The following is a 26,486-nucleotide window of genomic DNA, read 5'->3' as shown; positions in this document are numbered from 1 at the left end:
TCGCTTACGCAACGGTCCCGAATTGCGATCGAGGCGGTCAATTTACATAACGAGGCTGCGGCAAACATGAAACATTTGCCATGTTCGCGATATACGCTGGCAGTCGTCCGCAGTCTATGCTGAGGCTTATTCATGGCCTCCCACGATCGTGGGCATAGCAGCCGATTCGGTGGCCCGGCAAGAGAGCGCATCGAATCTGCCTCAACTGCCGGTTAAGGACGGTGGCTTGTTGGAGGCGCTCCGTTGATTCTCGGTGCGTTCATAAATTTTGGCGAAACTATTGTGAAGAATGCGACCCTGCGTCAGCTAAAAACCTTTGAAACCGTAGCTCGACGTCTAAGCTTTTCGCGAGCGGCGGACGAGTTAAATCTTTCGCAGCCGGCCGTCTCTACACAGATCAAACACCTGGAGGAGCATGCAGGTGTTGCGCTGTTCGAACAACTCGGCAAGCGAATCTTCCTTACGCCCGCAGGACGGGAAATGGTGCATCACACGCGGGCGATCATTGAACGCTTCCGCGTGGTGGAGGAGGCATTGATACGGCTGAAGGGTATTAAAGGCAATAGTCTGAACATCGGCGTGGTCAGCGCCGGCGGCTATTTCTTCCCGCGCTTGCTCGCGGACTTCAACCAGAAGAATCCGGGAATCAAGTTGGAACTGGCCGTCGAGAATCGGGATCAGTTGTTGACTCAACTCGACGAGAATCGTATCGACCTCGCCGTGATGGTGGGCGCGCCGGCAGACTCGAGAATTGTCAGTGAGACATTTGCACCGCATCCATTCCTGATTGTTGCGTCGCCGTCCCATCCACTCGCGCACAGACGGGAGATTCCGGTTTGTGAGCTGACGACGGAGCGTTTTATCGTTCGAGAGAAGGGCTCCGACACGTGGGGTGTTATGGAGGAAGGGATAGCGGATGGGTTCGACAAGAATAGCGAGCCGATCGAGATCAGGAACACAGAGACGATCAAGCAGGCTGTTATCGCGGGAATGGGTATCAGCTTTCTGTCCGCGCATACCGTCGACCTTGAACTGAAAGCGGGGATGCTTGTCGTGCTTGATGTAGTTGGGCTCCCGATAGTGCGAGAGTGGCGTATCGTGCATCGCGCCGATAAGCAACTCTCTCCCGTGGCCGAAGCATTTAAGCACTTTCTTCTCGAAGAAGGTTCAACACGAATAGGTAGGCTTGGCAACGTCGGCACTGAAGCTGCGTTTCTATCAGCCGTTGCATAGAAGCTGTCTTGCAGCGAAACGCGTATTCGCGGAGTCGGCCGTAAGTCAGGTGATGCGTGCGCCGCGACGAAATGTATGGGCCCGTTAGTTCTTCGGGTCCCATGATGATCCGCGTCGGTCAGTGATCGTTCAGGACTGGAGACGTCGCAACTTTGGCGACCTCTTCGGCTCCTGTGTGCTGCTGTTCGATCGAAACGCGCGACGAAGTCATCGCATCGGTGGGACTGCCCGGTTCGCTCTGCAATCCATCCTTGAAGCCTTTCACAGCGAATCCGAGATCGCCGCCGAGCGTTCTCAGTTTCGTGGTGCCAAAAACCAGCGCGACGATCAGCGCAACGATTAACCAATGCCAAATGCTTATTGAACCCATCTCATCTTCTCCTTGATTCCCCGTTGTTTGCCGATAGATGACTACCCGCGCGGTCGGCCTGGCCGGAAGCCACGCGGTAGTCGATTACTGTCACTGTGTATCTTTCAACGGTCCGCACGGGACGGATATCTTGATGCCCGGGCGGCTGCTGAGTAGAGGAACCGCAACCGCGATTTAAAGCGGCAGAACGTCGGGACGGTTGTTCGGGAACCGGGCGATGGTCTCCGCAGTCACGTTCAGATGATCCATGATCATCCGCGGCGGCGTGTGCGTCAGCCAGTCGGAAAGCGACACTTCGGCGAAGTGGTCCGCCTTGAAGATTTCCAGGAAGACGAGGTCGGTGGTGCCCGTGTTCTGCACGTAGTGACCGAGACTCTTCTTGACGTAGCCGATGTCGCCCGCGCGGAAGTCCGCGGTCGCCGCCTTCGGGCCCGTATCGAATACTGTCATGCGGGCTTCGCCCTTGATGTAGTACTGCCATTCGTCTGCGTTCGGGTGCCAGTGCAGTTCGCGCATACCACCCGGCTTGACCGTAACCAGCGCGGCTGCGACGTTTGCGGATGCCTTGAAATTGCGACTATCGGCGATCCGTACCGAGCCGCCCTTGGTCTCCTTCGTCGGCGCCATATCGCCCAGCGAGAAAACGAACGGGTGCTCAGGCAGGCCAAGAGGCGTCGCCACTGAACGTTGTGCGGCTGGCAGCGGACCGGGATCTGAACCTTGGAAAATCCACAGATTGTCGACCGGAATGTTCTTGAAGGCGTCGGCCGGTACGTTGAAGTTAGCGGCCAGGATGTCCGGCGGCGTGTGGGCAATCCAATCCGTCAGTAGAAGCGTATTGAATTCCGATGCGTGGCCGTTGTCGAATGCGAGCAGAAATTCCGCACCGGTAGGTCCGATGCCTTGCAACGAGTGCGGCAAGCCCGGAGGGAAATACCAGAGATCGCCGGTTTTGACGTCGGCTACCTGCGGGCGGCCTTGCTCGTCGAGGATGGTAATGCGGCATTGGCCGTCCAGCATGATGGCCCATTCGGCCTGCTGGTGCCAGTGCATTTCGCGGGTGCCGTTGGTCCCAAGGCGCATGTTGACGCCCGAGATGTCTTCGGAGATTGCGAAGTCATCCTGCGTAACTTCGCGAGCCCAGCCACCGTTCTGATAGCGCTTGTGCGCATTGTTGAACGACGCCCAGAACAGCGGCATCCCGTTGATGTCGGTAGCCGGCGGGTTCTGGAACGACGGGAATTGATTAGCAATTGCGGGGTTTTGAGGACCCGGGTCGGTCCGGCTCGTCGGGCTCAAGGCGTTGATTTCACCTTCGGGCGGTCGGTCGGGATTGCCGAACGTGGCCGCCTTGGCTGTTGCGGCAACGCCGAGCGCGGCGGCCGAGGCGGCCGCGCCTACCAACATTTTACGTCGTGACAGATCAGTCATGGTTTGCTCCTTTCCGTTGCGAAAACTGAATAACTAAAGCGATGTATTTTGCTGCCTGAAATTCAATCGGTTATGCCGGGATCAACCGGTTAGCCGACTATTAAAAGTAAGCGATATATAGAACGCTCAACGCGTTCTGAGCGAAAAGGCTGGTAAATTAATTTTCATCATCAACGATCCTAAATTGATTAATCAACCGGATTTCGCCAGACAGGCTGTACCGTTGAGACCGATGATAGGGGCTAGTCGTTTGGCAGGATAATTGTATTTTTGGAACGAAACGATAACAGTTGAATTATGATGTTCTGCTGATTAAGCGAGTGAAAATCGCAAGTGCGGCGGGGTTAAGTTTTAGGAATTGGAATATTAATAATTATTTAACATCGCCGGGAAGATATTCACCGTTACCAGTGACCAGTCGGCAGACAGAATAGTGACATGGAGATCAAATGCATGCTGTGCGGCGTCTCAGTTTTCTTCTCCGTTGCCAGAGAGTGCGAACGGTGTCCAGAAGAGCGGGTGGGCATACGACGCGATGACCTTGCCGTCTCTGACTCGCCCGGAATTGTCGATCATCGCAATGAGGGTTTGCCGCAATGCTTCTGCGCGTCCCAGCGTCGGATCCGTTTTTGGCTCGAGCTTCCGAGGGCGGTCAGGAATGGATGTTCCGGGCAGCAGCTTGAAATGTCGAAAGTGTGCGCAGACAGTTGAAATCGGGACTACATTTTGACAGGCTGCAGAGTGACGCTCCCGATATGCGCAAGCTGTTTGACGAGCTGCCACGTCCGCTGCCTGCGCGAACACGAGGGAGCGCAGGCTCCGCCGACCAGCCGATCTCGGCAATTTGTCTGCCGAATTGACGGTCGGGCGTTACAGCAAGTCGTTCCGTACATCTTAAGGATTTGCTGACATGTCGAATGATGCTCCAGACGTACTGATCGTCGGCGCCGGCCCGGTTGGTCTATTGCTCGCGACAGAGTTGCGACGCGACGGTGTCGATGTGCGCCTCGTCGACCGTATGCCCGCCCGGGTTTTTTATTGCAAGGCGCTTGGGATTACCCCACGCACGATCGAGATATTCGAAGACATCGGCATCGCCCGACGCGCGATCGAAGCTGGTGTATGGCTCACCGGCGTTCAAACCTGGCAGGACGGCGCGCCTGTCCCCGCCCGCAGCATGAGCATCCAGATGCAAGGCCTGCCGTACGGCTCGCTGTCGCTCGCACAGTTCGAAACGGAACGCCTGCTCGAGGCCGCACTCGCTGAGCGGGGCGGACGCGTGGAGTATGGCGTCGAGTTGGTCGCGTTCGAAGAGCGCGAGGGTAGGGTCCATGCGCAACTCACTGACCCCGACGGGCAAACGCACACCATGCGCTGCCGTTGGCTCGTAGGCTGCGATGGCGCGCACAGCAAGGTTCGCTCGTCGCTCGGTCTTGCGTTCGAAGGCGGCCAATATCCGCAAACATTCGCGCTGGCCGATCTCGACTTGGAGTGGGATCTGCCCCGGGGACCCATGTATCGCTTCGACTGGAGCGCGGGGGCGCGCCCGAAAGCTTCGCTCGCGGCGGTTCCGGTTCGCGGCTCGGCGCAACGCTACCGGCTCTCGATCATCGTGCCCGAAGACAAGGCTGCGGCGCTCGCCGATACGCCGTCGCCCGATTTCGATACGATGGGCGCGCTGCTCCTGCCGGCTTTGCCGGATAACACGCGGCTGTCGTCGATGCGCTGGTCGTCGGTCTACCGTGTCAGTCATCGCATCGTGCCTGCTTATGCGCGGGGCAATGTGTTCATTGCCGGCGACGCGGCGCATATCCATCCTCCGGTGGGCGGTCAGGGCATGAATACGGGCTTGCAGGATGCGCACAATCTGGCGTGGAAGCTGTCGCTCGCGGCGAGAGGCCTCGCACAGCCGGAATTGCTCGAGAGCTATTCGGAAGAACGGCATCCGGTCGGGGTCGATGTCGTTCAGTCGACGAGCGCGGCGCTGAATGCGGTGTTCGCTCGCGAGGCGGCGACGCCGGCCATGCGCGAAACGCAGTTGCTCGTCACCTATCGAGGCAGCCGCATCGTCGCCGACGAGTGTCCCGGGATGGACGCGACGTCCCCCGCGCCTGGTGATCGTGTTCCCGAAGTGGGGGGCTTGCAGCAGAGGTTCGTCGGCCATGCGCAGCGGCTGCATGAATATGTCGGCCGAGGCCGGCATGTCTTGCTCGGCTATATCGATGCACCCGGCGCGCAATACGATGCGTTTGTCGAGGGTTGCGCTGCGCTCGACGCCCTGCCTCGTGGGCTGGCGTCCGCGGCGCTGATCGCGGCACCGGGATGTGACGTGCCTCCCAATGAGCGGTTCACTGTGCTAACGGATGCGGCAAACGAATTTGCTATCGCATTTCGTGCCCCAGGCGGCACGGTGTGGGGCGTGCGGCCTGACGGGCATCTCGGTTGGCGTAGCCATCTCGGTTCGAAAGAGGCGGTGAGTAGATGGTTGCGGCTCTCGATGCAGGTCGATTGATTTTAGAAGTCGCTGCCATCTCCATCCGTCGATGATTTCTCTCCCATTTGAGAGATGACCAACCGCGATTCGCGCCCTAGACTGAAAGCCAACGTCAGGAAAACGTAGTCTCCTGATCGCTTGCAGAATCTCCTCAGATGACGCTGGAGTCGCATATGACGTGGTCAAGGGATGGATTTCTCTTCGGCGCGGGTGCTGCGCTGGTGACGCTTGTCTGCGCGCTACAGCCATCGTACGGGTACGCCGGCGCCTTCGACGACCTCAAGCAAAGCCTGGGGAAGAGCCTCAACGATGCGGCGAAGAGGAACGTCGACGCAGCGCTCGGGAACACGCCGTCGGGTGGCCCCGCCCAGGTGCAAACCTCCAGCTCGGCGGGCACGGGATCCGCACAACCCCAGGCGCCCGACGCGATCCAGCCGGTCCGCGGGAGCGGTCCGGGTGCTTCCTCTCAGGGCACGGGCCAGGCGTCCGCCGGCTGCGCGAAGAGGCGCCTCTCGAGCCCACAGAAGGCGTTCATCGTCTGGAACGGCTCCATGGTCATGGACATCGTCAATGACTGCGACAGCGAGCTGACCGTGATGACCTATCAGGGCAAGGTCAGCAAAGAACTGTGCGTCGCTTCGTGGGTGCACCCGCATGCTGTGAAGCGGGCAATGCCGGTTGCCCGCCTGTGCAGCACGGCAATGCCGTTGCCAAAAACGGCGCCTTACGGAGTGCCGTGCTCTTGCCCGGATGGCACAAACATCGAGCTGACTGCGATGCCGCTGGCAAACTAAGCGCCGTCATGGATCACTTCACGACTCGCCGTGCCGACCCGCCAGCATCAGGACGGACACCATGGGGAGATACGCAATGATTTCCAGCCCGAAGAGTTTTCTTCGTACACGTTCCATTCGCTTATGCGCCGGCCTGGTTTGCGTGCTTTGTCTCGGTACTGCGCAAGCCGGACCCTTTGACGATCTCACCCAGACGCTCAAACAGGGACTAGCCGACGCGGCGCATAAAAGCCTGGACTCGGCAATCGGAAGCCAGACTTCGACCGCCGCTGCCCCGAGTCAGGGCGCTCCTGAACTTGCCGGAGCCAATCAGAAGTCGAGCGGCTCGCCTGGGGCGGTCCCGGCATCGGTTGCCGGAAGTCCTGTGGACCCGGCTGACCCGACATGCCTGATACTCAAGACAGAAAGCGACGGCTTGCTCCATATCAAGAACCAGCAATGTATGCAGGACCCTTACTTTCTGGTGCCTTCGAACAAGGTCGCCGGCTGTGCGTGGCACGCCATGAAGAGGGGTGTCTGGGTGAGCCCCCACTCGGTAATTTGTGCAGGCCGCCCTGACAAGAATCACAGTTGCGAGTGCACTGGAAAGACCTTGTGGAAAGGGAGTTGAAGCCGTTGCCGGATTCTGGGGCCGGCGAGGCTGAATCTTGATTCAGGCTATGTCAGCCGTACGTTGCAACGTCGAGGCTTGCCTAAAGAAAAAATCTAAAACCCGGCTAAAACGCGCGGCGTCTATCCAGTACTTCAGGATTTAGTATGCTCGGCGGTTGACCCGCATGCGGACCGATATCGAGCGCGGCGGTGCGTTTCATCCGCGCGAGTGCAAGTCGCCGGTCTCCGTTCCAGCGAGCGGGAGCATCCGACTGTGCGACGAGAACGTGAATAGGCTCGTCATCGCTATGCGGTTATAACGTGCTGACAACCTTCATCCATCTGCCGCGGGGATCGTCGGTCGAATGCAAACGCAAGGTCAATCCTCCGTCCTGGCGCCGGAGCTTTCGGCGTCGCCTCCTGGATAGACGCTAATTGTATTGCGCAGATTCAGGGCAATAAAGAGCCGGGCTATCCAGCTTGGAGCATCGAGTTCGGCGCCGAGCAACGTCTCGATACGGGCGATCCTGTGGTTCAGCGTATTGGGATGTATGGCAAGTGAAGCGGCGGTCGACTTACGGCGCTGGCTGTTGTCGAAGTAGCACTCCAGGGTCGTCATCAAGTCCTTCTCATGCAGGATTTCCGAAAACATGGATTCGAAGTAGCGCAAAGCGCTTCCGTTGGAACGAATGCTTTCGTCAATGGCGATATCCGAGTACAGGTACACCTTCTTTGCTCTATCGCCGCGCCAACCAAAGTTGAGCGCTGTCATCGCTTCTTCCGCCGATGTCGCCCAGCCCTTCGCCCCGTGATTCACGAATCCGACTCCAACGGCTCGGACCTCATCCCACTTTTTCGCAAAGGAGATGATCGCCTCTAACAGCAGACGCTGATTCCCGTCATTTTCGTTACCGGAACGGAGATGTACCGTCCGCGGTCCTGGCCATGAAGGGCGGGGCTGTTGACTTCCTCATAAAGCCCTTCGATGAAGATGTGTTGATGCGCGCGGTTGACGCGGCCCTTGCCCGGGCACACGTTCTTCGCAAGGAGGCGCAAGGTGCAGCGGCGCTCCAGGCGCTCTACCAATCGCTGACGCCTCGTGAGCAGGAGCTGTTGCCGCTACTTGCAAGCGGCCTGTCCAACAAGCAGGCGGCAGCAGTCCTTGGTATCACCGAATACACCGTGCAGGTGCATCGCGGCCACGTCATGATAAAGATGCAAGCGGATTCATTTGCCACTCTCGTCAAGAAGGCAAGCAAACTGCAACTCGAAAGATCGTCGACGACCACGTTCGATGTCTGACCCGGAAGACGGGCCTACGAACCTGCATTCTATTTTTTCCGACCGCTGCCCGGCTCTAGTACCAGAGGCAACGGCCTGTTGCTCGATCGAAGCCGCTGACCGCGGCGGCGCGGCACACTACCGTTGCGGATGCAGGCCACTGCGAAACATGGTCAAGCGCGTCGGCAACCTTAATCGCCGGGCGGCTTGGCCACACCGAGTTGCATCATCAACCCGAGCGTGTCCATGATGATGCGGCTCTCCTTGATCCTGCCCTCCTGAACGCGGTCGATGACCATACCCCAGACGCGTACTGGACGCCCGGTGGCGGGCACGCCGAGAAAGTCTCCACTGTGCGTGCCCGTCCATTCGAAACGGGTCAGCACCCGGTCTGCGTCAGAAAGTTGTTCGTCAATTCGCCAATGCATATCCGGAAACGCTGCGCGCATGCCGCGCAGAACGTCCTTGAGGCCTTCGAGACCCGGGCCCTGGCCAGGGAACGGGACCTGTTCCACCATGTCCTCCCAGAAGAACCTACCAGTGGCATCAATATGCCCCTGGTTCAGAACCTCCTCAATAAATTCGCGAACGATACCGCTGATCTCATCCATGGGAGGGGCCCCTGGTAGTAGGTTATACGACAAACATGCCGGCATTTTTTGGAAGCGCTCCGTAAGGCTAACCGAAAAGGCCGCGAACCGGCCGAACGTCCCCCAAATAGTGTCCGTTCGCTCCTGCATCCCGTCGTTAAGATTACGAAAGGTTTAGGTTGGAAGCTGGTCTCGACGCGGCACGGCGGCTGCTCTGCTCGCAATGAAAAGTGGGTTAGATGAAAACGCGAGATCGAGGGGAGGGGGCAACTAGCCGGCGGCGTTTCGTCACACCTGGCTGAACGGTGAAATGGATTCGACAGTTGTCGGTGGATTGCGATCAACCGGACTTTCCTATTCGGTCACACAGCCAAACGCTCGAAGGTCTGTCACAACCGGCAATAGGCTGATCGAAGCGTCGCGTTCGATCACATCATGTCGAGCCGCGAGCAGCCGTTCCATTCGCCGCCTTCTCCGAGGCCGACTTCCGCGGCACGCATGCATCGGAAGAAATAGGTAGACTCAAAACGGGTGCTAAATGTGCGCCCATCCTTGCATTGCCCTTGCTTACCGATTTCAAGTTCCGGAGTATTAGAAGTGAAGGTTTACGATTTCAAAGGTTTTCCTAATCCCGCCCGCGTTCGCATCGCGATTGCCGAAAAAGGTCTCACCAACCGCGTCGAGTTCATTCAGGTCGATCTGCCTGGCGGCGCACATAGAACTCCGGAGTTCCTTGCCAAAAATCCGTCGGGCGCGGTACCGGTGCTCGAGCTCGATGATGGCACGACGATCTCTGAATGTACGGCGATCACCGAGTACCTCGACCACCTGGACGGCGAGCCGACGCTCACTGGCCGTACCGGTAAGGAACGCGCGATCATTCACATGATGCAGCGTCGGGCCGAAGTCGAATTGATGGATGCTCTAGGGACCTACTTTCATCACGCCACACCAGGATTGGGTGAAAAGATCGAGCTCTACCAGAACCGCGAATGGGGCGAGCGAAGCCTCAAGCGCGGGATTGCCGGCCTGCACTATCTGAACCAGGTCTTGAGCGGGCAACCGTATCTTGCAGGGGATAGTTTCTCCATGGTCGACATTACCGCGTTCGCCGGATTGAGCCTCGCAGATTTCCTTAAGATCGAAGTGCCCGACACACTGACATATCTCAAGGACTGGCGCGCCCGCGTGCGAGCGCGGCCGAGCGTCGCCGCTGCCTAAGCCTGAATTCGGAACCATCAGGGCACCATTCTGTCATTGGAGCCTAAGGCTTTCATTGCCGTTATTTGACGGTCAAAGCGGCTGTTCGCCCGAGCGGGTCGTCGGTTGCCGGGCGAACAAGCTACATCGGCGGTGCACGCTCTCAAGCAGACATCCCAACCGCGGTTCCGCACCTGACTGCGGGCAAACGTTTACCGTCACAGCCATGTCGTCGGCCCGTTAAGCCCTTCCGAGCTTTCGGCTCAAGATTTCACCGCAGATGCCGACAACTTTATCGGCAGGCCATGGTCACACGGGGAATTGGGAAATCCGGCGAGAAGGGTAACGTGACCGACGAATTTCGCCATGGTATGAAAATGATGCGGTTCTTTTAAAAATGACGTTAGGTTGGTGAAAGTTTGACACCTCTCTCGATATACATTCTCACTTGCAATAGTGAACGGCACTTAGACAAGGTCCTCGCGGCCGCGAAGCGCGTGGCGGATGATCTGCTGGTTGTAGATAGCGGCAGCGATGACACAACACTAGCGATTGCCGCCAGACACGGTGCTCGAATAGCGCTCCGCACCTTTGACAATTTTCGCGCACAGCGACTTTTTGCCCACAGCTTATGTTTACATCAGACTGTGATGTTTCTTGATAGCGACGAGATCGCCAGCGACGCGCTGATTGACGAGGTACTGGCGCTAAAAGTGTCGGGGTTTTCGCACGATGCCTATTCTGTTCGCCGCGATTGGGTAGTAAGGGGCAGGGTTGTCCACGCGCTCATGCCTGCTAGCTGTCCTGATTACCCCATTCGTATATGTAAGCGAGATAAAATTGACTTTTCTGAACACAGCGTTCACGAAACTCCTATCGGCTATGAAAGTGCCGGGCGCATCGAATCCCCGTTGGTCCACCATACCTTTGAGACCAACTCCGAGCTGATGCGTAAAATTGATCTATACACCGACCTGGCCGCAGCCGATATATTCGATAAAAAGAAGTGGGTCGGCGTACTTTGGTTTAAGCAGTGGTTTAGTCCAGTCGGGGCATTCGGAAAGTGGTATATCCGTCGGGGAAATTGGCGCGATGGTCGAGTTGGTTTGATCTTGGCGCTGTACGCCTTCACATACACACACCGTAAATATCGCAAAGCTCTTCTGCTGACCAATTCGCTGACTAATTCGAATTGAGAAATGACCGGCATTAGGTGCGAGTCAAGGTCGAGGGGCTTTTGCCAGCGTGGAGGAGGCGCGCTGCCTTTCTCCACTTAGTATTGTTTGACTAACCCCGGGAGGGCCCCGGCCACTCAGTTCTGCACTGCGCTTGCCGGGTCAGCACACATCTCTATACGTACTCCGTGTGATTCGGCGTTTCAATGTCGCCGAGACGGTCGAGACCCGCTTCGACCGGCACCACAGCGAGTTGGCCAAACACGTTCGCCAAGGCAAGATCCGCGGAATCATACGCGTGGGCGCCGTCGAGCAAACTGAAGAGGCCCAACGTCAGGCCATTTTTTCGGATCGGAATATTGAGTGTGCTTTCGCAACCAATACTCCAGAGCTTCTCGTGTTCGGAGAAAGCAGACTTGACATCGGCCTTCGTTGATCCGACGTAGATTTTCCCGTCCAGCAGAACATGCTGAACCCACGGGCTGCGGGTGACCCGCTTCACGCCTCCGACGGGACCGATGTCCGGCCGGTTGCTGTACACCCGGCACATACGGCTGGATTCGGCGTCAAACGCCAGCACAGTGAAATAGCGCTGTCCGAACACGGCGGTCATCTCCCGTTCGAAAGTCTTCCAGACGTCGCTCTCAGGTTTGCCTTCGGCGAGTGCCGTTGCCACTGCTTTCACTGCATCGAGTGCAATGTCGGATTTCTGGTTCGTCATGATTCGTCCTTAGTTCCGGATTTCGCTCGCAGCCCGATGCAATCAGGCTCCCAATTCCTTGACCTCGATCGCCTCGAGCGACAGGCCTTTCGTCTTCACGCCCATCGTGACCACCGCGACGGCGCCGGCGAGTAGCACGGCGGTCGTCACGCCGAACACGCCGCCAAAGCCCAGCACCGGGAAGATGTAGCCGACGAGGACCGGCGAGACGATCGCACCAATCCGGCCGATCGCCGATGCGACACCTGCACCCGTGGTCCGGATCGCGGTCGGAAACACTTCGCTCGTGTAGGCGTAGACGCCCGCATAAGTTCCATTCATGAAGAACGACAGACAGATGCCCGCTGCGGTGATCGCTTCATTGCTTTGAAGCTGCGTCATCGACAACGCTGCGATTCCGCCAAGGACCATATAACTGGCGATCGTTGCCTGACGGCCGATCTTTTCGTTTAGCCACGCAGCCGAGAAATAACCAGGGATCTGCGCGAGATAGATGGCGATCGAATAGGCAAAGCTCTTCGTGATGCTCATCCCGTGTTGCATGAGCAAGCCGGGGATCCACGTGAAAAACGAGTAGTAGCTAAACGTGATTGCAAACCACATCGCCCACGTCATCGCGGTGATGCGGGCCTGCTTGCCGCGCCACAACGCCTTGAAGTTGGCGACGAACGAAGGATGCGAGTTTTCCTGATTCACTACCGGCGGCGTGCTTTCCGGAGGAGCCAGTCGATATCCCGTCGCGAGGAGTTCTTTCTCGATCGTGTCGACGATCCGCTTCGCTTCGTCATGACGTCCACGGCTTTCCAGCCAGCGCGGCGACTCCTGCAACGCGCGTCGCCACCACAGCAGCATCAGAACCGGGACGCCGGTCAAAACGAGGACGATGCGCCAGCCTTCATCCGATGCCGGCACGATCATGTAGCCGAGTAGCGCGGCTGCCACAAAGCCGAACGAGAAGAAACCCGCCAACGATCCGACGAAGCTGCCGCGAAACCGTCGCGCGACGAATTCCGCCAGATACGGCGCGATGATCGCGCTTTCCGCGCCGGTGCCGATACCCGCACAGATCCGCGAAATCAGGAAGGTTTCCCAGCCATGCGTCGAGGCACTCACGAAGGACGCCACCGCATAGATCAGCAGCGCATACATCATCACGCGGCGGCGGCCGATCAGGTCGCCCAGCAAGCCGGCGGCAAGCGCGCCGAGCATATAGCCCACATACGTACTGCTGCCGAGCAGGCCCGTCTGCACACTGGTGAGATTCCACTGAATGCGCAGGACCGGGAGGATAAACGCGATAACGGCGGCGTCCATTGCATCGAAGGTATAGCCCAGCCCACCGATGACGAGCAGTCGCCGATGAAACTTCGAGAACGGCCAACTTTCGATTCTTGTTGAAATGGTTGACATGTGACTAGTCCCGTCGGTGCAAGGAAGCCGTGTTAGGCGGTCAGGTTGTTGACGTAGAACTGGCCGCCTTTCATCACTGCGCTTAGCGTGCCAGGTTGTTGGAAAACACCGAGGTCCTCGAGCGGATTGCGGTCGAGCACAAGCAGATCGGCGTATGCTCCCGGCGCGACCACGCCGATTTTTCCTGTCTGGTTCATCATTTCCGCATTGACGGAGGTCGCGCTTTTGAGAATGTCGGCGGGCTTCATCGCGGCCTGCCGCAGGGTGAATTCTTCGTATTGACAAGCGTGCATGTCGCCGAGCAGATCCGAGCCGAGACCGATCTTCACGCCCGCGGATTGCGCGATGCGTATCGCTTCGATCCCCTGATGCTTGACGCGGTCGGCCTTTTCACGCATCGCGGGTGTCCAGCCCAGCTTCTCTCCATTGCGCTCGATCGCAGCGTACGTGGCCAGCGTCGGAACGAGGTAGGCGCCATATTCGGCCATCAGTTGTGCGGTCTCGAGATCGAGCAGATTGCCGTGCTCGATCGAGCGAATGCCCGCCCGAACGGCGCGCTGGATCGCTTCGGGAGCATAGGCGTGGGCCATCACGTAAGTCCGCGCGGCCTTCGCTTCCTCGACGATCGCGGTGAGTTCCTCGATCGAGTATTGCGTGCCTTCCAGCGGATCGTTCGGTGTTGAAACACCGCCGCCGGCCATCACCTTGATATGCGTCGCACCGTTGCGGATTTCATTGCGCGCCGCGCGTCGCACTTCGGACACACCGTCGGCCACGGCGCCGAGCAAACCGATCGCACCGCAGCACGCGCAGTTCATGCCTGGATAGAAGGCGGGACGCGCATCGCCGTGACCGCCGGTCTGGGTCAGCGCACGGCCAGCAATGAAAAGGCGCGGGCCTGCGAAGTGGCCCAGTTCGATGGCCTGCACGAGACCCGAATCCGCGCCGCCTGCATCACGCACCGTGGTGTAACCGCGCTTGAGCATCTGTTCGAGAATATCGCTGGTCTGCGCCGTCACTAGCGACTGCGGCAGCATCGACAGTTTGAAGAAGTCGGGGACGGTCGCCGCGACGTGAACGTGCCCATCGATCAGCCCAGGCAACACGACACGGCCGGCGACGTCGATTTCCTGCGCGTCATCCACAGCGAGCGATCCGCGAGTCACCGTACCGATCTTGCCGTTCTCGACCACGATCGTCGTTTCGGGGTTCAGCTCGCCCGTGAAACTGTCGAAGAGATTGGCGTTGCGAAAAACGATGCGTGTCATGGAGATGAATCCGTTCCGTTGTAGATGGAGAAGATTTTTGCATCGTTCTTTTTTGACAACAACGACACTCGATTTAAAATTTTGTTGCCTTTTAGGCAACATATTGTCAAATCGGAAACGGCTGGGTCGGAGGCGGGATGAGCGATTTTTCGATAACACGAATGCGGTATCTGTTCGAGGCAGTGCGACTCCGCGGCATCCGTGCTGCAGCCGATTTTCTGGACGTTGCGCCGTCGGCAGTCAGCCGTCAGATTGCGCTGCTGGAGAAGACGGCGCGCACACCGCTGCTCGAGACGAACCGGCGCGGGGCCAATCCGACGGAAGCCGGCCTGATCCTGCTGGCGTACTACAGGGAGCATGTTTCCCGCGAGGAAGCGCTCATTTCACAGCTGGACGGGATTCACGGACTCCAGCATGGCAACGTCGCCGTCGGCGCAATCCAGGGATTCACCGAGGATCTGATGAATCGCGCGTTACGGGAGTTTCACCAGCAGTATCCGAATGTGACCCTTACGCTAAGACTGGGTAGCGTGAATGACATCCTCGCGTGGTTGCAGGACGATCAGGTGCATCTCGGCCTGACTCATGGCCCCCGGCTCAACCTTCATGCGGTACGCCTGAAAGAGGCTGCGTCTTCGACACAGCCGGTGTGCGCGATCGTGAAGACGGGGCACCCGTTGACGCAGCTTCCGGTGGTACGTGCAAGGGATCTCTTCGATCATCCGTTCGGACTGGCGAGCGCGGCGTTCGGTACGCGAATGATTGCCGATGAGGTCGAAGCGCTAGAGAAGCGTCAATTCAAGGTTGCGCTCGAATGCGACCACCTGATTGGGTTGATGAGTTTCGTCAGGGCGGGGATGGGCGTCACGCTGCTGCCCGCATTCTTCGTCCATGACGACGTTCAGCGGGGTGTCGTTCAGGCGTTACCGATCCGGCACAAGTTGATGGAAACGGCTCAGGCGCAACTCATTGTCAGGCGCGGCCGGGAATTGCCGGTTAGCGCGCTAAAGCTGCAACGGATGCTGACGGCCAACCTGCTGGCGTTTTCCGCGCATGCTGTTGCGCAGGAAATATAGCGATATGCCTTCGCAGTCCCAAACCGTTCCAGCTCGATGCCGCACATCGATGGCGATGCCACGCGAACTCAGCGCAAACTTTTGACCTGGCTCGGCGTGACGCTTTCAGCGAATCGATTGCCGAAATGGGTTCTCGTGTAGTTGACGACAGCAGCGACCTGATCGTCATTCATGGCGTCGCCAAACGATGGCATCCCCCTTCGGCCGTGCAGTACGTTGACGATGACGTAGGGTGCCGCTTCGATTGCCGGGTTGTCAGCGAGCGCCGGGTAGTGACCCGCGCCCTGTGCGCCTTTTCCATCCGGCATATGGCATCCCGCGCAAGTAGCGTTGTAAAGCGCTTCGCCGCTTGTTTCGGTGAAGCGGTAGTCCGGCGAAATCGTGAAGGTGCGTGGTGCGTCCTGTGCCACGGTCTGAGCCGACACCGTCGCGGCTCCCATCGGCATGGCCATCAGCATCACGCTGAGGATTAGCGTCGGCCTATCCATTGACGATTCTCCGATGCAAGCGAGTGATCGCATCCAGTGACGACAGCACGGCGCCTTCCTGCCATGCCGGGATATGGGAAGCGTGCTCTCCCGCAAGGACGATCCGTCCGTCGATCTGACAGAGATTCGCGTAATGCGCTTCTCTCAACGCGTCCGTCCATGCGGCGAAGCAGCCATTCGTGAACGGCGATCGGCTCCAGCTCATCGCGAAGCCGTTCTGGTACTCGCGCGCGTACTGCGGATGAATCTGGCTGCCCTGGCTCAATGCCACCGCGATTCGCTCGGCAGGGGGCAGTGCACCGATTTCATAGCTGGCGGGCCCCCACATATAGGCGCCGAGCAGCACCGCAGGACCGGTCGATCCGTAACCTGTTGCCGGATAGCCGATCGTCGAGATCGGCAGGTCGGTATGCGTGATGCCGCCGTAGATCTGCTCGTCTTCTTCCCAGAATCGCCGGCCGAATTGCAAGCCGATTTTCACCGATGTCTCGTAGGGCACCGCATCGATCGCGGCGCGCATGGCCGGGCCGACCGCAATGTCGATCTGGCTCAGAATCGAGAGGGGGATGGTGCACACCAGCCAATCCGCGTGCGCGTTCCGTTCGGTTCGGGTGGTCGTATCGGTGTAGCGCACTGAGACGCCTTGCTCGTCCTGCAAGATGGCCGTGACTCTGGCGTTCAACACTACGGCGCTCGCGACCTGCGAATGAAGCGCATGGGCAATCCTGTCCATGCCGCCGACGGGTTGAAAAATGCTGCTCTGGAAGTCCTGCTCGTTTCCAGACGAGAGCCATTGCCATAAACGCGATGCAAGCAAGGGGTGGCGCGGGAGCAGATTCGACGGCACGGCCTCGGGCATCAGCCCACCGCCATGCGCAGTCGCGAATCCGCGGCGTTCACTGCTTCGCGGGCCCGCCTGATAGCGACCGTCCCGACCGAGCGCACCCCATTGGCGCAGGGATTCGAGCAGCAGATGCGCATCTTCGGCTGACAACGCATCATCGAGTGCGTCTTTGCGGATTGCTTTGGAAAGCAGCTCGGCGATATAGCCTTGATAGTCGGTCTGCACCGCCCGGAAGCGTTGCGGCTTGCCACCGAAAGCCTCCGTCGAATGCAGGTAGGCGTTGTAATTGACCTGGATGAACGGCTCGAGCGGCACCTTCAGGCGTTTTGCATAGTCGAGTACGCCCTGGTGGTGATACGGAATGCGCCACGGCCCCGGGTTCAGATAAAGCCCGTCAGCGAAATCGCAGTACTGGGTGGCACCGCCGAGTTCTGTATAACGATCACCACCCCTGACAGTCCAGGCCCGGCCACCCGCGCGGTCGTTGTACTCGAGCACTTGCACATGGTAGCCCGCGTTCCTCAACTCAAAGGCCGCGACGAGGCCAGCCATGCCCGCGCCGAGCACGAGAATTCGCGTTCCTTTGAGTGCGCCATCGAGTCTGATCGGTCCGGCGTAGGTCGAGGCAGCGGCGAACCCCAACGTGCCCATGCCTTGCATCATGGCGGCCGCGCCGAGGTTCTTGCCAATCAGCGTCAGCAGGTGCCGGCGGCTCATCGCATTGGTAGTCATTCTCGACATAAGGACGTGGTGCCCCGACTGGAGAGAAACGATGGCGAACGAAATCAGATGGCATCCCGGATTGCAAAGGCATGAGCCTGCTTCCGCTGAAATCGGGCTTGGGACGAATTGAAACTATGAACCGTTTCCCGTCACCACGTGCGACTGTCGTCTGCCCTCAGGGATCAGGCGCATATCGCTGTTGCGCGGCGGACCATTTGAACGTGTCATGAAAATAGCACAGGTTAAATAGCCCGCTATTCTCGGGGAGAAAAAGCGGAGATGAAATTGTGCTTTTGATAGCTGAATGCGACGAAGATCGTCGACAATCTGGCACCACGGTTGATTGTCAGATGCAGAGAGAGGGTCCACCGATTCGCTGCATCACGGCGCGCAACGCGGTATGGGCGCTATCAAGCGGCTGGCTTCCGTTACGCGCGAGGTTCACCGCTGGCGCCATCCAGGGATGAGCGTATGCAACAACGGTTGCGCCTGCTTCATATGCTTCACTCGCCGATGCCGCGATGGCAGCGAAGCATTCGGCGAGGTCGTCACTTTTGAAAAGTGCCCATACCCGCGCAACATGGATGACGTCCACTGACGTAACGGTGTTGCTTGCGTGCTGTTCGGAAAGTTTTCTGGTCGGCTCGACGGCGGCTTCAACCGCACACAACACGGCGATTTTGCCCCCCACTTTGCCGGCCGCAGCGGCCAATGCGACATCTGCTCTCACAATGGGAACTGGCGGACTATCAATTTCTTCGACAGCCGGCCCGAGCGTCGCGCAAGTCAGGATGACGGCATCTGCGTCGGCCGCCAATGCCAGAAGACAATGCTTTGTCTCCTCCTTCAAGCCGGCCGAAAACGTCCCCGCATCCTGGACAGCCTCACGAAGATCGGACCGGACTTCACGGCGGAGATTGTCGACCCGCAAGCCAAGAGTTTGGGCCGCGTCCTCGAATACGCGTTTGTTCCCATCGACTGTGTGCAAAAACGATATACGCATTACCTGTTTCCTTCGTTAGATTGCGCGTCTGTTTCTTCGCTTCCGCGACCGCGATTGAGACCGCGATTCAGACCATTCAAGCAGGGCATTGTTTCAATGCCGGCGCCGTCTAACAAGGCAACCTCTCCTACCGGTATGTTTGGTACCTCCTTCCACAAAGGGTCTTCGTTACTCGCAGACAACGAGAGTATCAATGGCCGCTTCTGGCGCATGTCAGAGTCAGCTCAGGGGCGGCTACGGAGCTTCCCCGAAGCGGCGAATACATTCCCGTCGTCGGCTACCGAGTTTTTTCGGGCATCTTTGGTCGGTGGTCAGCAGGGTAATGCTACTGCTCGATGCCCCCGGCAGCTTACCTCGTTCGCTCTTCATCAATCGGCGACGACTCCAAAATCGACGTCTTTGCTTGCGACGATGCCGCCCGTGCGCCCCGGCGCGCGTTGATTGCTCCAGTACAGATTCGTGTGCGCGATCACGCCGTCCGGTGGTGGCGCGCCCCATCGAGTCATGTCTTCGGTCGTGTGCGCGTCGCTGACCAGAGTTGCGTCATAGCCGCGCACAAGCGCGCCGTGCACTGTCGAGCGAATGCACATGTCTGTTTGTGCGCCGGTCACGATGAGTTTGCCGACGCCGAGCGTCGATAAGACCTGTTCGAGGTCGGTGCCTTCGAACGCGTCGCGGTAATGCTTTTCGATAATCACTTCCGCCGGTCCTGGCGAAAGTTCGTCGACGATCTGCCACGCCTCACTTCCAGCTTCCAGGTCTTCGTCGGAGTGACGGACCCAGACGACCGGTACGAGGGCGCTGCGTGCTCGCTCAACGAGCGCGTTGATGATGCGGAGCACTTCCTGGCGTCGATAGGCGTTCGCAACGACGCCGTTTTGAAGATCGATGACGATGAGCGCGGTATTCGGGCGGTCGGCGAGCGTAGTCATGGGCATGTTGCATTCGTGGCAAACCCACATCTTACGGGGTTTGCCGCCGAGCCGGTCGCGCAGGCGAGTGCGGTCAGGCTGACTGGAGGCCGTCGTGGTGAATGCGAGGGAAGACTAACAGCCGTATCAGACTGGAGGCGCCCATGACAGTCATCCGGAAGTACACACTGTACGCGGCCATTCGACGGTATTGACCTGCGCAGCCAACAGACGCTAGCATTGTCCCATGCTTAGTCTCAACAAATTCCTCGGTTCGCTGCTCCGTGCATGTTGTCAGAACGTGCCGGGAGGAAGCTGCATCTAGCGATCTGGCTACACGTTGAATCAATCGCCTTCTGGCCGCCCGTTGCAAAACCGGCGGCCTTTTTGTTTTGTCCCAATACCTTCTGGACAGAGAAACTCGATGCCGCTTGCGCTGTATGACACCTGGTCGCGTACCGTGCGCCCGTTCACATCAATCCACGCCGGCAACGTCGGCATGTATTGCTGCGGTCCCACCGTCTATGACTACGCACATATCGGCAATCTGAGAACCTACGTGTTCGAGGACATCCTGCGCCGCGCGCTGATGCAAAACGAATATGAGGTCCGGCACGTCGTCAATATCACCGACGTCGGTCATCTGACTTCGGATGCTGACGAAGGCGAAGACAAGATGGAAAAAGGCAGCCGACGGGCCGGAGAATCGGCGTGGGCTATCGCGCGGCGCTACATCGAGGCCTTCATCGCGGACTGGCGCGCTCTTCACCTGCTCGAGCCGACGGTATGGTGCCGTGCGACCGATCACATCGTCGAACAGATCGCGTTCATCGGCGAACTGGAACGGGCCGGTTACGTGTATCGGACCGATGACGGTCTATATTTCGACACAAGTAAGCAGGACGATTACGGCTTCCTGGCCCGGCTCGACCGCGCCGGCCTTCAGGCGGGCAAGCGCGTCATTCCGGAAAACATCAACAAGTTACTCAGGGAGCGCGAGCAGGCCAGAGCCATTGCGCTCGCCAAGTATGTCATTTGCAATATCCGCAAGTGTGCAGAGCGTACGACCGATTCCTCAAGCGTTGGCTGTTTGCAGATCGGTCAAGCGGAAGCGTAGCCGCTTGCGCCTGGCGGGTCGATTGTGGAACCATGAAAATAAATTCATCTCGAGGAACGCGGGAAGACTCCGTCTTTGAAAACGGAGATGCCCTGGAACAGGGACCGAAGGGGGCTGGAGAATTCTCTTGTCGTCATCATTCACCGACTGCAAATTTCTTGACGTCAATTTGTCGTTCGTAAAGACCCATTGGAAATTTGGGACCAGTTTCTCTCGACGACATACGATATCCACCCGCTATCTCCAACCGGCCAGGAGAAACTTCGCGAACGCGTTTTAGCGCAATTGGCAGGGAACCTCGATAGTAGTGAAAATTTACGTGTCGGTTATGGGCTTAGACTAATCATGGCACGGTCGATCCGAGGCAAAAGCCAAAGACGCCTCGATTTTCGTGCCCCTGCGTTGTCTCGGGCACGCTGCGAATGACCATTATCGATATTGGCGACCCTCCGTTGTGGGTCGAAGGACTCGTTCGTCGCACGCTGCATTCCGACCGCCATCCAGAGAATCGGCGTCTCGTAGTACAGCTTGCCGGCACCGCTACGTTTTTCAGTGGCGATCAACGTCGATCTTTTTGACCATTGATCTGCGCGGTGCAATCGGCGCGGTAGCCGCTAGAATTGCGGTTTTAGCCCGGAATACGCCCATGTCTTTTGCCTCGCTTGGCCTGATCGATCCCTTGCTGCGTAATGTGCAGGACCTCAATTACCAGACACCTACGCCGGTGCAGGCCAAGGCGATTCCTGCTGTGCTCAGTGGCAAGGACGTCATGGCTGCGGCACAGACCGGCACTGGCAAAACGGCGGGTTTTGCGCTGCCGCTGTTGCAACGGCTGGTGCAACACGGCCCGGCGGTGTCCAGCAACCGCGCGCGTGTTCTGGTGCTGGTGCCCACGCGTGAACTGGCCGAGCAAGTGCTGCAAAGCTTTATCGATTACGGCAAAGGCCTCGACTTACAATTTCTGGCCGCCTACGGCGGTGTGAGTATCAACCCGCAGATGATGAAGTTACGCAAAGGCGTGGATGTGCTCGTTGCCACGCCGGGCCGTTTGCTAGATCTCAATCGCCAGAACGCAGTGCAGTTTGATCAGGTACAAACGCTGGTGCTGGATGAAGCCGACCGCATGCTGGATCTGGGCTTTGCGCGCGAACTCAACGCCGTCTTTGCTGCTTTGCCCGCTCAGCGCCAGACCCTGCTGTTCTCTGCCACGTTTACCGATGATATCCGCGCCATGGCGGCGGGCATTCTGCGCGGCCCGGTCAATATCAGCGTCAGCCCGCCCAATGCCACGGCCAGCAAGATCAAGCAGTGGGTGGTGCCGGTGGATAAAAAGAACAAGCCTGACCTCTTCATGCACCTTGTGGCTGAGAACAAGTGGGAGCACGCGCTGGTGTTCGTCAAAACCCGCAATGGCGTGGATTACCTGGCGGCCATGCTGGATGAGGCGGGCTATGCGGTCGACACCATCCACGGCGACAAACCGCAACCCGCGCGCATGCGTGCACTGGAACGCTTCAAGACGGGCGAAGTACATATGCTGGTAGCCACCGATGTGGCTGCGCGCGGGCTGGATATCGACGACCTGCCGCTGGTGATCAACGTTGATCTGCCGATCGTGGCGCAAGACTACGTGCACCGTATTGGCCGTACCGGCCGCGCGGGTGCCAGCGGCGTGGCGGTGTCGCTCGTGTGTGCCGATGAAGCGCCGCAACTGGCCGCGATTGAAGCGCTGATCCGGCAAACGCTGCCCCGTGAAGAAGAGCCGGGTTTTGAAGCCGAACACCGCGTGCCGCAAACCAGCGCGACGGGCCAGATCATCAAGAAACCCAAAAAGCCCAAGAAGCCCAAAGTGCCGCAAGCTGCGCCGGGCGCCATGCAGGTGCTCAGCAAAAAACCGCGCCCGCAAAGTACCGAAAACAAACGCAAGCCTGCGGCGCAGCGCGCTGCGGCCGCGGGTAAAGGCACAAGCCTGTCCAGCGGTAACCCATTCAGCCTGCAAAAGCCACGCAGCAAACCCGCCAGCAAGCCAGCTGCGGGTTCAAGCAAGCCGGCTGGCAAACCCGCTGGTGGCCGCGGCAAACGCCAACCCTGATCCGTGGGGATGAGTCACGCCAGCCCTGGAACAGGCTGGCGGTTTGCGGCCCGCTGGCAGACAGCGGCGTGGCTTCGGCGTGCATCAGGTCGGCGCGTAACGGCGCACTGAATCCAGGATCGCTAACAACTTCGGGGCAGAACGGACGTTGAAAGCGTGCGTAGCGAGCGTCCGATTGAGGTCGTCTCCGGCGAATGTGTCCGCTTCTCACACGAAAGCCGTCGTTTCATCGGCTCATCGCGAACTACTGCTTTGGGTTGCCGTCGATTGGCGGCAGCCAGTGACCCGCCACAAAACGACACTCACAATTTTAGAACCGCGCCTGGATCGTACGGAAACCGGTGCGCGACTGCGTTCGAAATCGGACATGCGGTGTCTTGCTCCCCGCGCTACACGCGGTTGCGTTTCGCATGCAGCGGCTCGACATGTTATTCGGCGTTCCTTAGCGAAGTGCAGCCGCTACCGCCTCGTCAATCTGCAGCGCAAAGCGTGCTTCAACATCGGGCACCGTGTAGCCAATTGACAGTTCCAGATACGCGTCGCCTAGCACCAACTGAACGAATGTCGCTGCCCGCAATGCAGCAGTCGATTCGTCAAATCGCTTTTGCAGAACTTTTGCCGCGAATGCACGTACGCCCTTTGCACCATTTTCGTAAAACACCTGGCCGAGTTCCGGAAGCCGCTCGGCCTCAGCGACGATGGCCCGGTAAAGCCGCAGATTATCTGGCGCGATAAGGATTTGTGCCAGAACCCGTCCCAACTCGCGCAATTCGACTTCGGGTGCGCCATCGGATTGCTCGCCCTGAGCGCTGGCGAGCAGCGCGCCGACCTGAGCGCACATCGCGCTCACTAGTCCAACGAAGAGTGCCTCCTTCGACTTGAAGTGGCGGTAGACCGTCTGTTTGCCCACGCCAGCGGCCGCGGCGACATCATCCATCGTTGCCAGGCCGAAACCCTGGCTTAAAAAAACGGCTTTCGCGCCGTCGAGGATTGCAGACCGCTTACGGTGTTGCAGCGGGCTCAGGCTGGGGAGAGAAGAAGTGTCCATGCGAGATAAATAACAGATCGTTGAGTGGTTGACAAGACTGATCAGTCTCGTTTAGATTTGTCGAAACGAGACCGACGAGTCTCGTTTGTATGACTTTTCAACTTCGCAGCCAATCATTGGAGAACGCTTTGAAACTGTTCATTACAGGTGGTACTGGTTTTATCGGGCAAGCGGTCGTGCGCAAGGCAATCAGCCTCGGTTATCAGGTGACGGCGCTGGTGCGCGACGACAGCTCGGCGGCCGCCAGCGCGCTGGCACGTCTCGGTGCGACACTGCATTCCGGCGACCTGCGCGAGCCACAGTCTTTCGCTGCAACTGCGGGTGCGACTGATGGCGTGGTGCACGCCGCGTCGACCAACGATGCTTTCGCCGCTGCAGCTGATGAGGCCGCGGCTGTAGCGATGCTTTCGCATTTGCATCCGGGCGCGGCGTTTGTCTATACGTCGGGCATCTGGGTCTACGGCAATACGGAGGGGGAGCTCGCGACTGAAGCATCGGCGCCGAACCCGACACCACTCATCGCCTGGCGGCCCGCAGTGGAGCAACAGGTGCTGGCGCTAGCAGCACGTCGCTCGATTGCTGCAGTGATCCTCAGGCCGGCGATGGTGCACGGCTACGGCGGCGGCATCTTCGGCATGCTTGCCGGCATGGCCCGTCAGACCGGCAGCGTGAGGGTCGTCGGCGATGGTCGCAACCACTGGCCTGCCGTTCACGTCGATGATCTCGCCACGGCCTACCTGAGCGCGGCGGAGCGGGCGGCAAGTGGGGATGGTCGAGTCGCGGGACAGATCTTCAACGTGGTCGCGGAAGAGGCCGTTGCCGTTGCCGAAATGGGTGAAGCGATTCGGGCCTCGGTCGGCGCCGATCGCGTCGAACCCTGGCCGCTCGACGATGCTCGCAAATCGCTTGGACCGTTCGCTGACGCACTGGCGCTCGATCAGACAGTAAGCGGCCAGCATGCCCGGCAAGTTCTTGCGTGGAAGCCCCATGGCCCCGGCCTGATTGCGGACCTCTCTGCACAAAAGCACTTTCAGCAAATCGACGGAGCATGACCATGGCGTGGAACAGTGCATCTTTCGAATCGATTCTCGCGATGATCGTAGCGGTTCTGTTCACGATTGCTGGGGCGGTCAATCTCGCAGGACGCGGCGCGGTGAAGCGCGACTTCGCGCGCTGGGGTTACCCGGCATGGTTTCATTTGCTCTGTGGCGCTCTTGAGCTGTTGTGTGCGGCACTTCTTTTTGGACAACAAACCAGAGTTTTGGGCCTAACGCTGGCCGGCGCGATCCTGGTTGGCGTGCTCTTCACGTTGCTACGAAACCGGGAGTCGTTCGGGCATCTCGCCCCGGCGCTGATCTTCTCGGCTCTCGTTGTGGCTAGTGCGGCGCTCCGCGGTTGAGGCTTGCCCGCCACCAGGCGAGTGAGCCCGGGACGCTAACAGGCCACGCGGGCAATCCGTGCTGCAGGTACTTGAAATACGCACACGGACAGCGGCATTGGAGCAACTCCAACTTCATCCCGTGCCTCATGCGTCCGCTCTTGCTGCGATTATAGCCGGGGGCAACACGAGAAATTTTCCGCCTTTGCCCTTCAATCGCTACCCCAAGGGACCGAACTGCATTGCGAAACGCCGTGCACATTCCAGCCCAAACGCCGTCGGCGCGACGCCACGATCGTGGTGTACGTCGAAACCCATGCGCCACGCGGCGATCCGCTTCCCGTAGCACGTGAGCGCGTCGAGCGACTGCATCACAAAGACGATAGCCGGCAAGGCCTGGGCATAGAGTGCTTCGGCTTCCTGCTCGAGTCCGTTTGCGAACGCTCGATGTATCGCGACCTGCCGGTCGAATGTGTCCGGCGCAACGATCAGTCCGGCACATCCGGCTCGCAGGTTGTCGACAAGTTCTTGCCCACCCCTGCCATTGAAGACCGGTAACGTATGACCGAGCATGCGCAGTTGGTCGACGGTGCGCTGAATCGTGGTTGCGGGTCCCTCACCTTTAAGCAGGCGGAAATTCGGACATTGACTTGCAAGCGCCACGATCGATTCCACCGACAGGCCGACGCCGAGGTACTCCGGCGCGTTCTGGATGCCTGCCGGGATGCGTGTGCGTTGCATCACCGCAGCAAAGAAGTCGAAATAGAACGTTTCCGGCTGGTCCCGCATCGACGGCGGCTGAAGGATCAGCCACGAAGCGCCGCGCTCGACACTGTAATTGGCCAATTCGACTTGCGCATCCACGGTGTCGCCCGTGATCGTGACGATGAGTGGTACGCGTGCTGCGATGTCTTCGCTGGCCCACTCAATCAGTTGATGCTTTTCATCAAGGGTTAACCGATTTACCTCTGTCGCGAGACCGAGTATGACGATGCTCCGCGCGCCCGCGGCGATCGTCGCATTGATCTGCGTTCGTAGTGCTTTGCGATCCAATTGGTTGCGGGAATCGAAGTAGGCATAGAGGACGGGACAGATTCCGCTTGGTGAAGAATGGGTGTCAGGTGTCATTGATATCATCCGCCGCCAGGTGTGGTTTAGTGCGAGTCGCGCGGCACCGGCGCGCCGCTCGATCCCACCAGAAAGTCCAGATCCGCGCCCTGGTCGGCTTGCAGCACGTGTTCGACGTAG

The 26,486-nt window shown here is 59.0% G+C and carries 23 protein-coding genes and 1 pseudogene; 11 read left to right on the top strand and 13 right to left on the bottom strand.

Annotated features, from left to right (window positions below; translation table 11 throughout):
- The first annotated feature begins 243 nt into the window (after positions 1-243).
- Complete coding sequence (locus PQR53_RS25265) at positions 244-1,233, top strand: LysR family transcriptional regulator (RefSeq protein ID WP_408459996.1); 990 nt, start codon at positions 244-246, stop codon at positions 1,231-1,233.
- Positions 1,234-1,351: 118 nt separating this feature from the next.
- On the opposite strand, the gene tatA is transcribed toward PQR53_RS25265, so the two are convergent.
- Together tatA and PQR53_RS25255 are read right to left on the bottom strand one after the other, a co-directional pair.
- Positions 1,352-1,603: a Sec-independent protein translocase subunit TatA gene (gene tatA, locus PQR53_RS25260; protein WP_408459993.1), complete on the bottom strand. Its 252-nt coding sequence runs from the start codon at positions 1,601-1,603 to the stop codon at positions 1,352-1,354.
- A 174-nt stretch (positions 1,604-1,777) separates the two neighbouring features.
- Positions 1,778-3,034, bottom strand: a complete 1,257-nt coding sequence (locus PQR53_RS25255; protein ID WP_408459990.1) for an oxalate decarboxylase family bicupin — start codon at positions 3,032-3,034, stop codon at positions 1,778-1,780.
- Positions 3,035-3,944: 910 nt separating this feature from the next.
- On the opposite strand from PQR53_RS25255, the gene PQR53_RS25250 reads away from it, so the two are divergent.
- Together PQR53_RS25250 and PQR53_RS25245 are read left to right on the top strand one after the other, a co-directional pair.
- Positions 3,945-5,546, top strand: coding sequence for an FAD-dependent monooxygenase (locus PQR53_RS25250; protein WP_408459987.1), 1,602 nt, complete (start codon positions 3,945-3,947; stop codon positions 5,544-5,546).
- Positions 5,547-5,683: 137 nt separating this feature from the next.
- Entirely contained in the window at positions 5,684-6,322 is a 639-nt protein-coding gene (locus tag PQR53_RS25245) for a hypothetical protein (protein ID WP_408459984.1), read from the top strand.
- Positions 6,323-7,292: 970 nt separating this feature from the next.
- Here PQR53_RS25245 and PQR53_RS25240 read toward each other — a convergent pair.
- Positions 7,293-7,730: a PucR family transcriptional regulator gene (locus PQR53_RS25240; RefSeq protein WP_408459981.1), complete on the bottom strand. Its 438-nt coding sequence runs from the start codon at positions 7,728-7,730 to the stop codon at positions 7,293-7,295.
- A 128-nt stretch (positions 7,731-7,858) separates the two neighbouring features.
- Here PQR53_RS25240 and PQR53_RS25235 point away from each other — a divergent pair, with 128 nt between their 5' ends.
- Positions 7,859-8,215, top strand: coding sequence for a response regulator transcription factor (locus PQR53_RS25235; protein WP_408459978.1), 357 nt, complete (start codon positions 7,859-7,861; stop codon positions 8,213-8,215).
- 170 nt (positions 8,216-8,385) lie between these two features.
- Here the strand turns inward: PQR53_RS25235 and PQR53_RS25230 are convergent, their stop codons facing one another.
- Positions 8,386-8,805, bottom strand: a complete 420-nt coding sequence (locus tag PQR53_RS25230; RefSeq protein ID WP_408459975.1) for an ester cyclase — start codon at positions 8,803-8,805, stop codon at positions 8,386-8,388.
- A 576-nt stretch (positions 8,806-9,381) separates the two neighbouring features.
- On the opposite strand from PQR53_RS25230, the gene PQR53_RS25225 reads away from it, so the two are divergent.
- Together PQR53_RS25225 and PQR53_RS25220 are read left to right on the top strand one after the other, a co-directional pair.
- Positions 9,382-10,005, top strand: a complete 624-nt coding sequence (locus PQR53_RS25225) for a glutathione S-transferase family protein (protein WP_408459972.1) — start codon at positions 9,382-9,384, stop codon at positions 10,003-10,005.
- Positions 10,006-10,403: 398 nt separating this feature from the next.
- Positions 10,404-11,180, top strand: a complete 777-nt coding sequence (locus tag PQR53_RS25220; RefSeq protein ID WP_408459969.1) for a glycosyltransferase family 2 protein — start codon at positions 10,404-10,406, stop codon at positions 11,178-11,180.
- 154 nt (positions 11,181-11,334) lie between these two features.
- Here PQR53_RS25220 and PQR53_RS25215 read toward each other — a convergent pair whose 3' ends face one another.
- Genes PQR53_RS25215 through PQR53_RS25205 form a run of 3 tightly spaced genes read right to left on the bottom strand, consistent with a single transcriptional unit; the run spans position 11,335 to position 14,558 of the window.
- Positions 11,335-11,880 carry a GAF domain-containing protein gene (locus tag PQR53_RS25215; protein WP_408459966.1) on the bottom strand — a complete coding sequence of 182 codons (546 nt, stop codon included), beginning with the start codon at positions 11,878-11,880 and terminating at the stop codon, positions 11,335-11,337.
- 42 nt (positions 11,881-11,922) lie between these two features.
- On the bottom strand, positions 11,923-13,290 hold the full coding sequence (locus PQR53_RS25210; protein ID WP_408459963.1) for an MFS transporter: 1,368 nt from the start codon (positions 13,288-13,290) through the stop codon (positions 11,923-11,925).
- Between the two features lie 32 nt (positions 13,291-13,322).
- A complete protein-coding gene (locus PQR53_RS25205) occupies positions 13,323-14,558 on the bottom strand; it encodes a metal-dependent hydrolase family protein (protein ID WP_408459960.1) in 1,236 nt (411 codons plus the stop codon).
- A 137-nt stretch (positions 14,559-14,695) separates the two neighbouring features.
- On the opposite strand from PQR53_RS25205, the gene PQR53_RS25200 reads away from it, so the two are divergent.
- Positions 14,696-15,634, top strand: a complete 939-nt coding sequence (locus PQR53_RS25200; protein WP_408459957.1) for a LysR family transcriptional regulator — start codon at positions 14,696-14,698, stop codon at positions 15,632-15,634.
- Positions 15,635-15,702: 68 nt separating this feature from the next.
- Here the strand turns inward: PQR53_RS25200 and PQR53_RS25195 are convergent, their stop codons facing one another.
- The 4 genes from PQR53_RS25195 to PQR53_RS25180 form a co-directional block, all read right to left on the bottom strand.
- Positions 15,703-16,122, bottom strand: coding sequence for a c-type cytochrome (locus PQR53_RS25195; protein WP_408459954.1), 420 nt, complete (start codon positions 16,120-16,122; stop codon positions 15,703-15,705).
- Positions 16,115-17,707 carry a flavin monoamine oxidase family protein gene (locus tag PQR53_RS25190; RefSeq protein WP_408459951.1) on the bottom strand — a complete coding sequence of 531 codons (1,593 nt, stop codon included), beginning with the start codon at positions 17,705-17,707 and terminating at the stop codon, positions 16,115-16,117. The genes PQR53_RS25195 and PQR53_RS25190 overlap by 8 nt, the downstream gene beginning before the upstream one ends.
- 328 nt (positions 17,708-18,035) lie before the next feature.
- On the bottom strand, positions 18,036-18,692 hold the full coding sequence (locus PQR53_RS25185) for an arylsulfatase (RefSeq protein WP_408459948.1): 657 nt from the start codon (positions 18,690-18,692) through the stop codon (positions 18,036-18,038).
- Between the two features lie 368 nt (positions 18,693-19,060).
- Complete coding sequence (locus tag PQR53_RS25180; protein ID WP_459251634.1) at positions 19,061-19,630, bottom strand: cysteine hydrolase family protein; 570 nt, start codon at positions 19,628-19,630, stop codon at positions 19,061-19,063.
- Positions 19,631-20,027: 397 nt separating this feature from the next.
- Between PQR53_RS25180 and PQR53_RS25175 the strand changes: the two are divergent.
- Both PQR53_RS25175 and PQR53_RS25170 read left to right on the top strand, forming a co-directional pair.
- Positions 20,028-20,564 (top strand): annotated as a pseudogene (locus PQR53_RS25175) (cysteine--tRNA ligase); the annotation flags it as partial.
- Between the two features lie 802 nt (positions 20,565-21,366).
- Positions 21,367-22,812 carry a DEAD/DEAH box helicase gene (locus PQR53_RS25170; protein ID WP_408459945.1) on the top strand — a complete coding sequence of 482 codons (1,446 nt, stop codon included), beginning with the start codon at positions 21,367-21,369 and terminating at the stop codon, positions 22,810-22,812.
- Positions 22,813-23,254: 442 nt separating this feature from the next.
- On the opposite strand, the gene PQR53_RS25165 is transcribed toward PQR53_RS25170, so the two are convergent.
- A complete protein-coding gene (locus tag PQR53_RS25165) occupies positions 23,255-23,860 on the bottom strand; it encodes a TetR/AcrR family transcriptional regulator (protein WP_408459942.1) in 606 nt (201 codons plus the stop codon).
- Between the two features lie 128 nt (positions 23,861-23,988).
- Here PQR53_RS25165 and PQR53_RS25160 point away from each other — a divergent pair, with 128 nt between their 5' ends.
- Both PQR53_RS25160 and PQR53_RS25155 read left to right on the top strand, forming a co-directional pair.
- Entirely contained in the window at positions 23,989-24,912 is a 924-nt protein-coding gene (locus tag PQR53_RS25160) for an NAD-dependent epimerase/dehydratase family protein (RefSeq protein ID WP_408459939.1), read from the top strand.
- A gap of 2 nt (positions 24,913-24,914) precedes the next feature.
- Complete coding sequence (locus PQR53_RS25155) at positions 24,915-25,259, top strand: DoxX family protein (RefSeq protein WP_408459936.1); 345 nt, start codon at positions 24,915-24,917, stop codon at positions 25,257-25,259.
- A gap of 198 nt (positions 25,260-25,457) precedes the next feature.
- On the opposite strand, the gene PQR53_RS25150 is transcribed toward PQR53_RS25155, so the two are convergent.
- Complete coding sequence (locus tag PQR53_RS25150; protein ID WP_408459933.1) at positions 25,458-26,366, bottom strand: dihydrodipicolinate synthase family protein; 909 nt, start codon at positions 26,364-26,366, stop codon at positions 25,458-25,460.
- Positions 26,367-26,486 lie beyond the last annotated feature (120 nt).

It is taken from the genome of Paraburkholderia fungorum (assembly GCF_046027605.1).
Lineage (GTDB): Bacteria > Pseudomonadota > Gammaproteobacteria > Burkholderiales > Burkholderiaceae > Paraburkholderia > Paraburkholderia fungorum_F.
The sequence above is the reverse complement of the archived record's forward strand: the minus strand, read 5'-3'. Positions and strand labels throughout refer to the sequence as shown.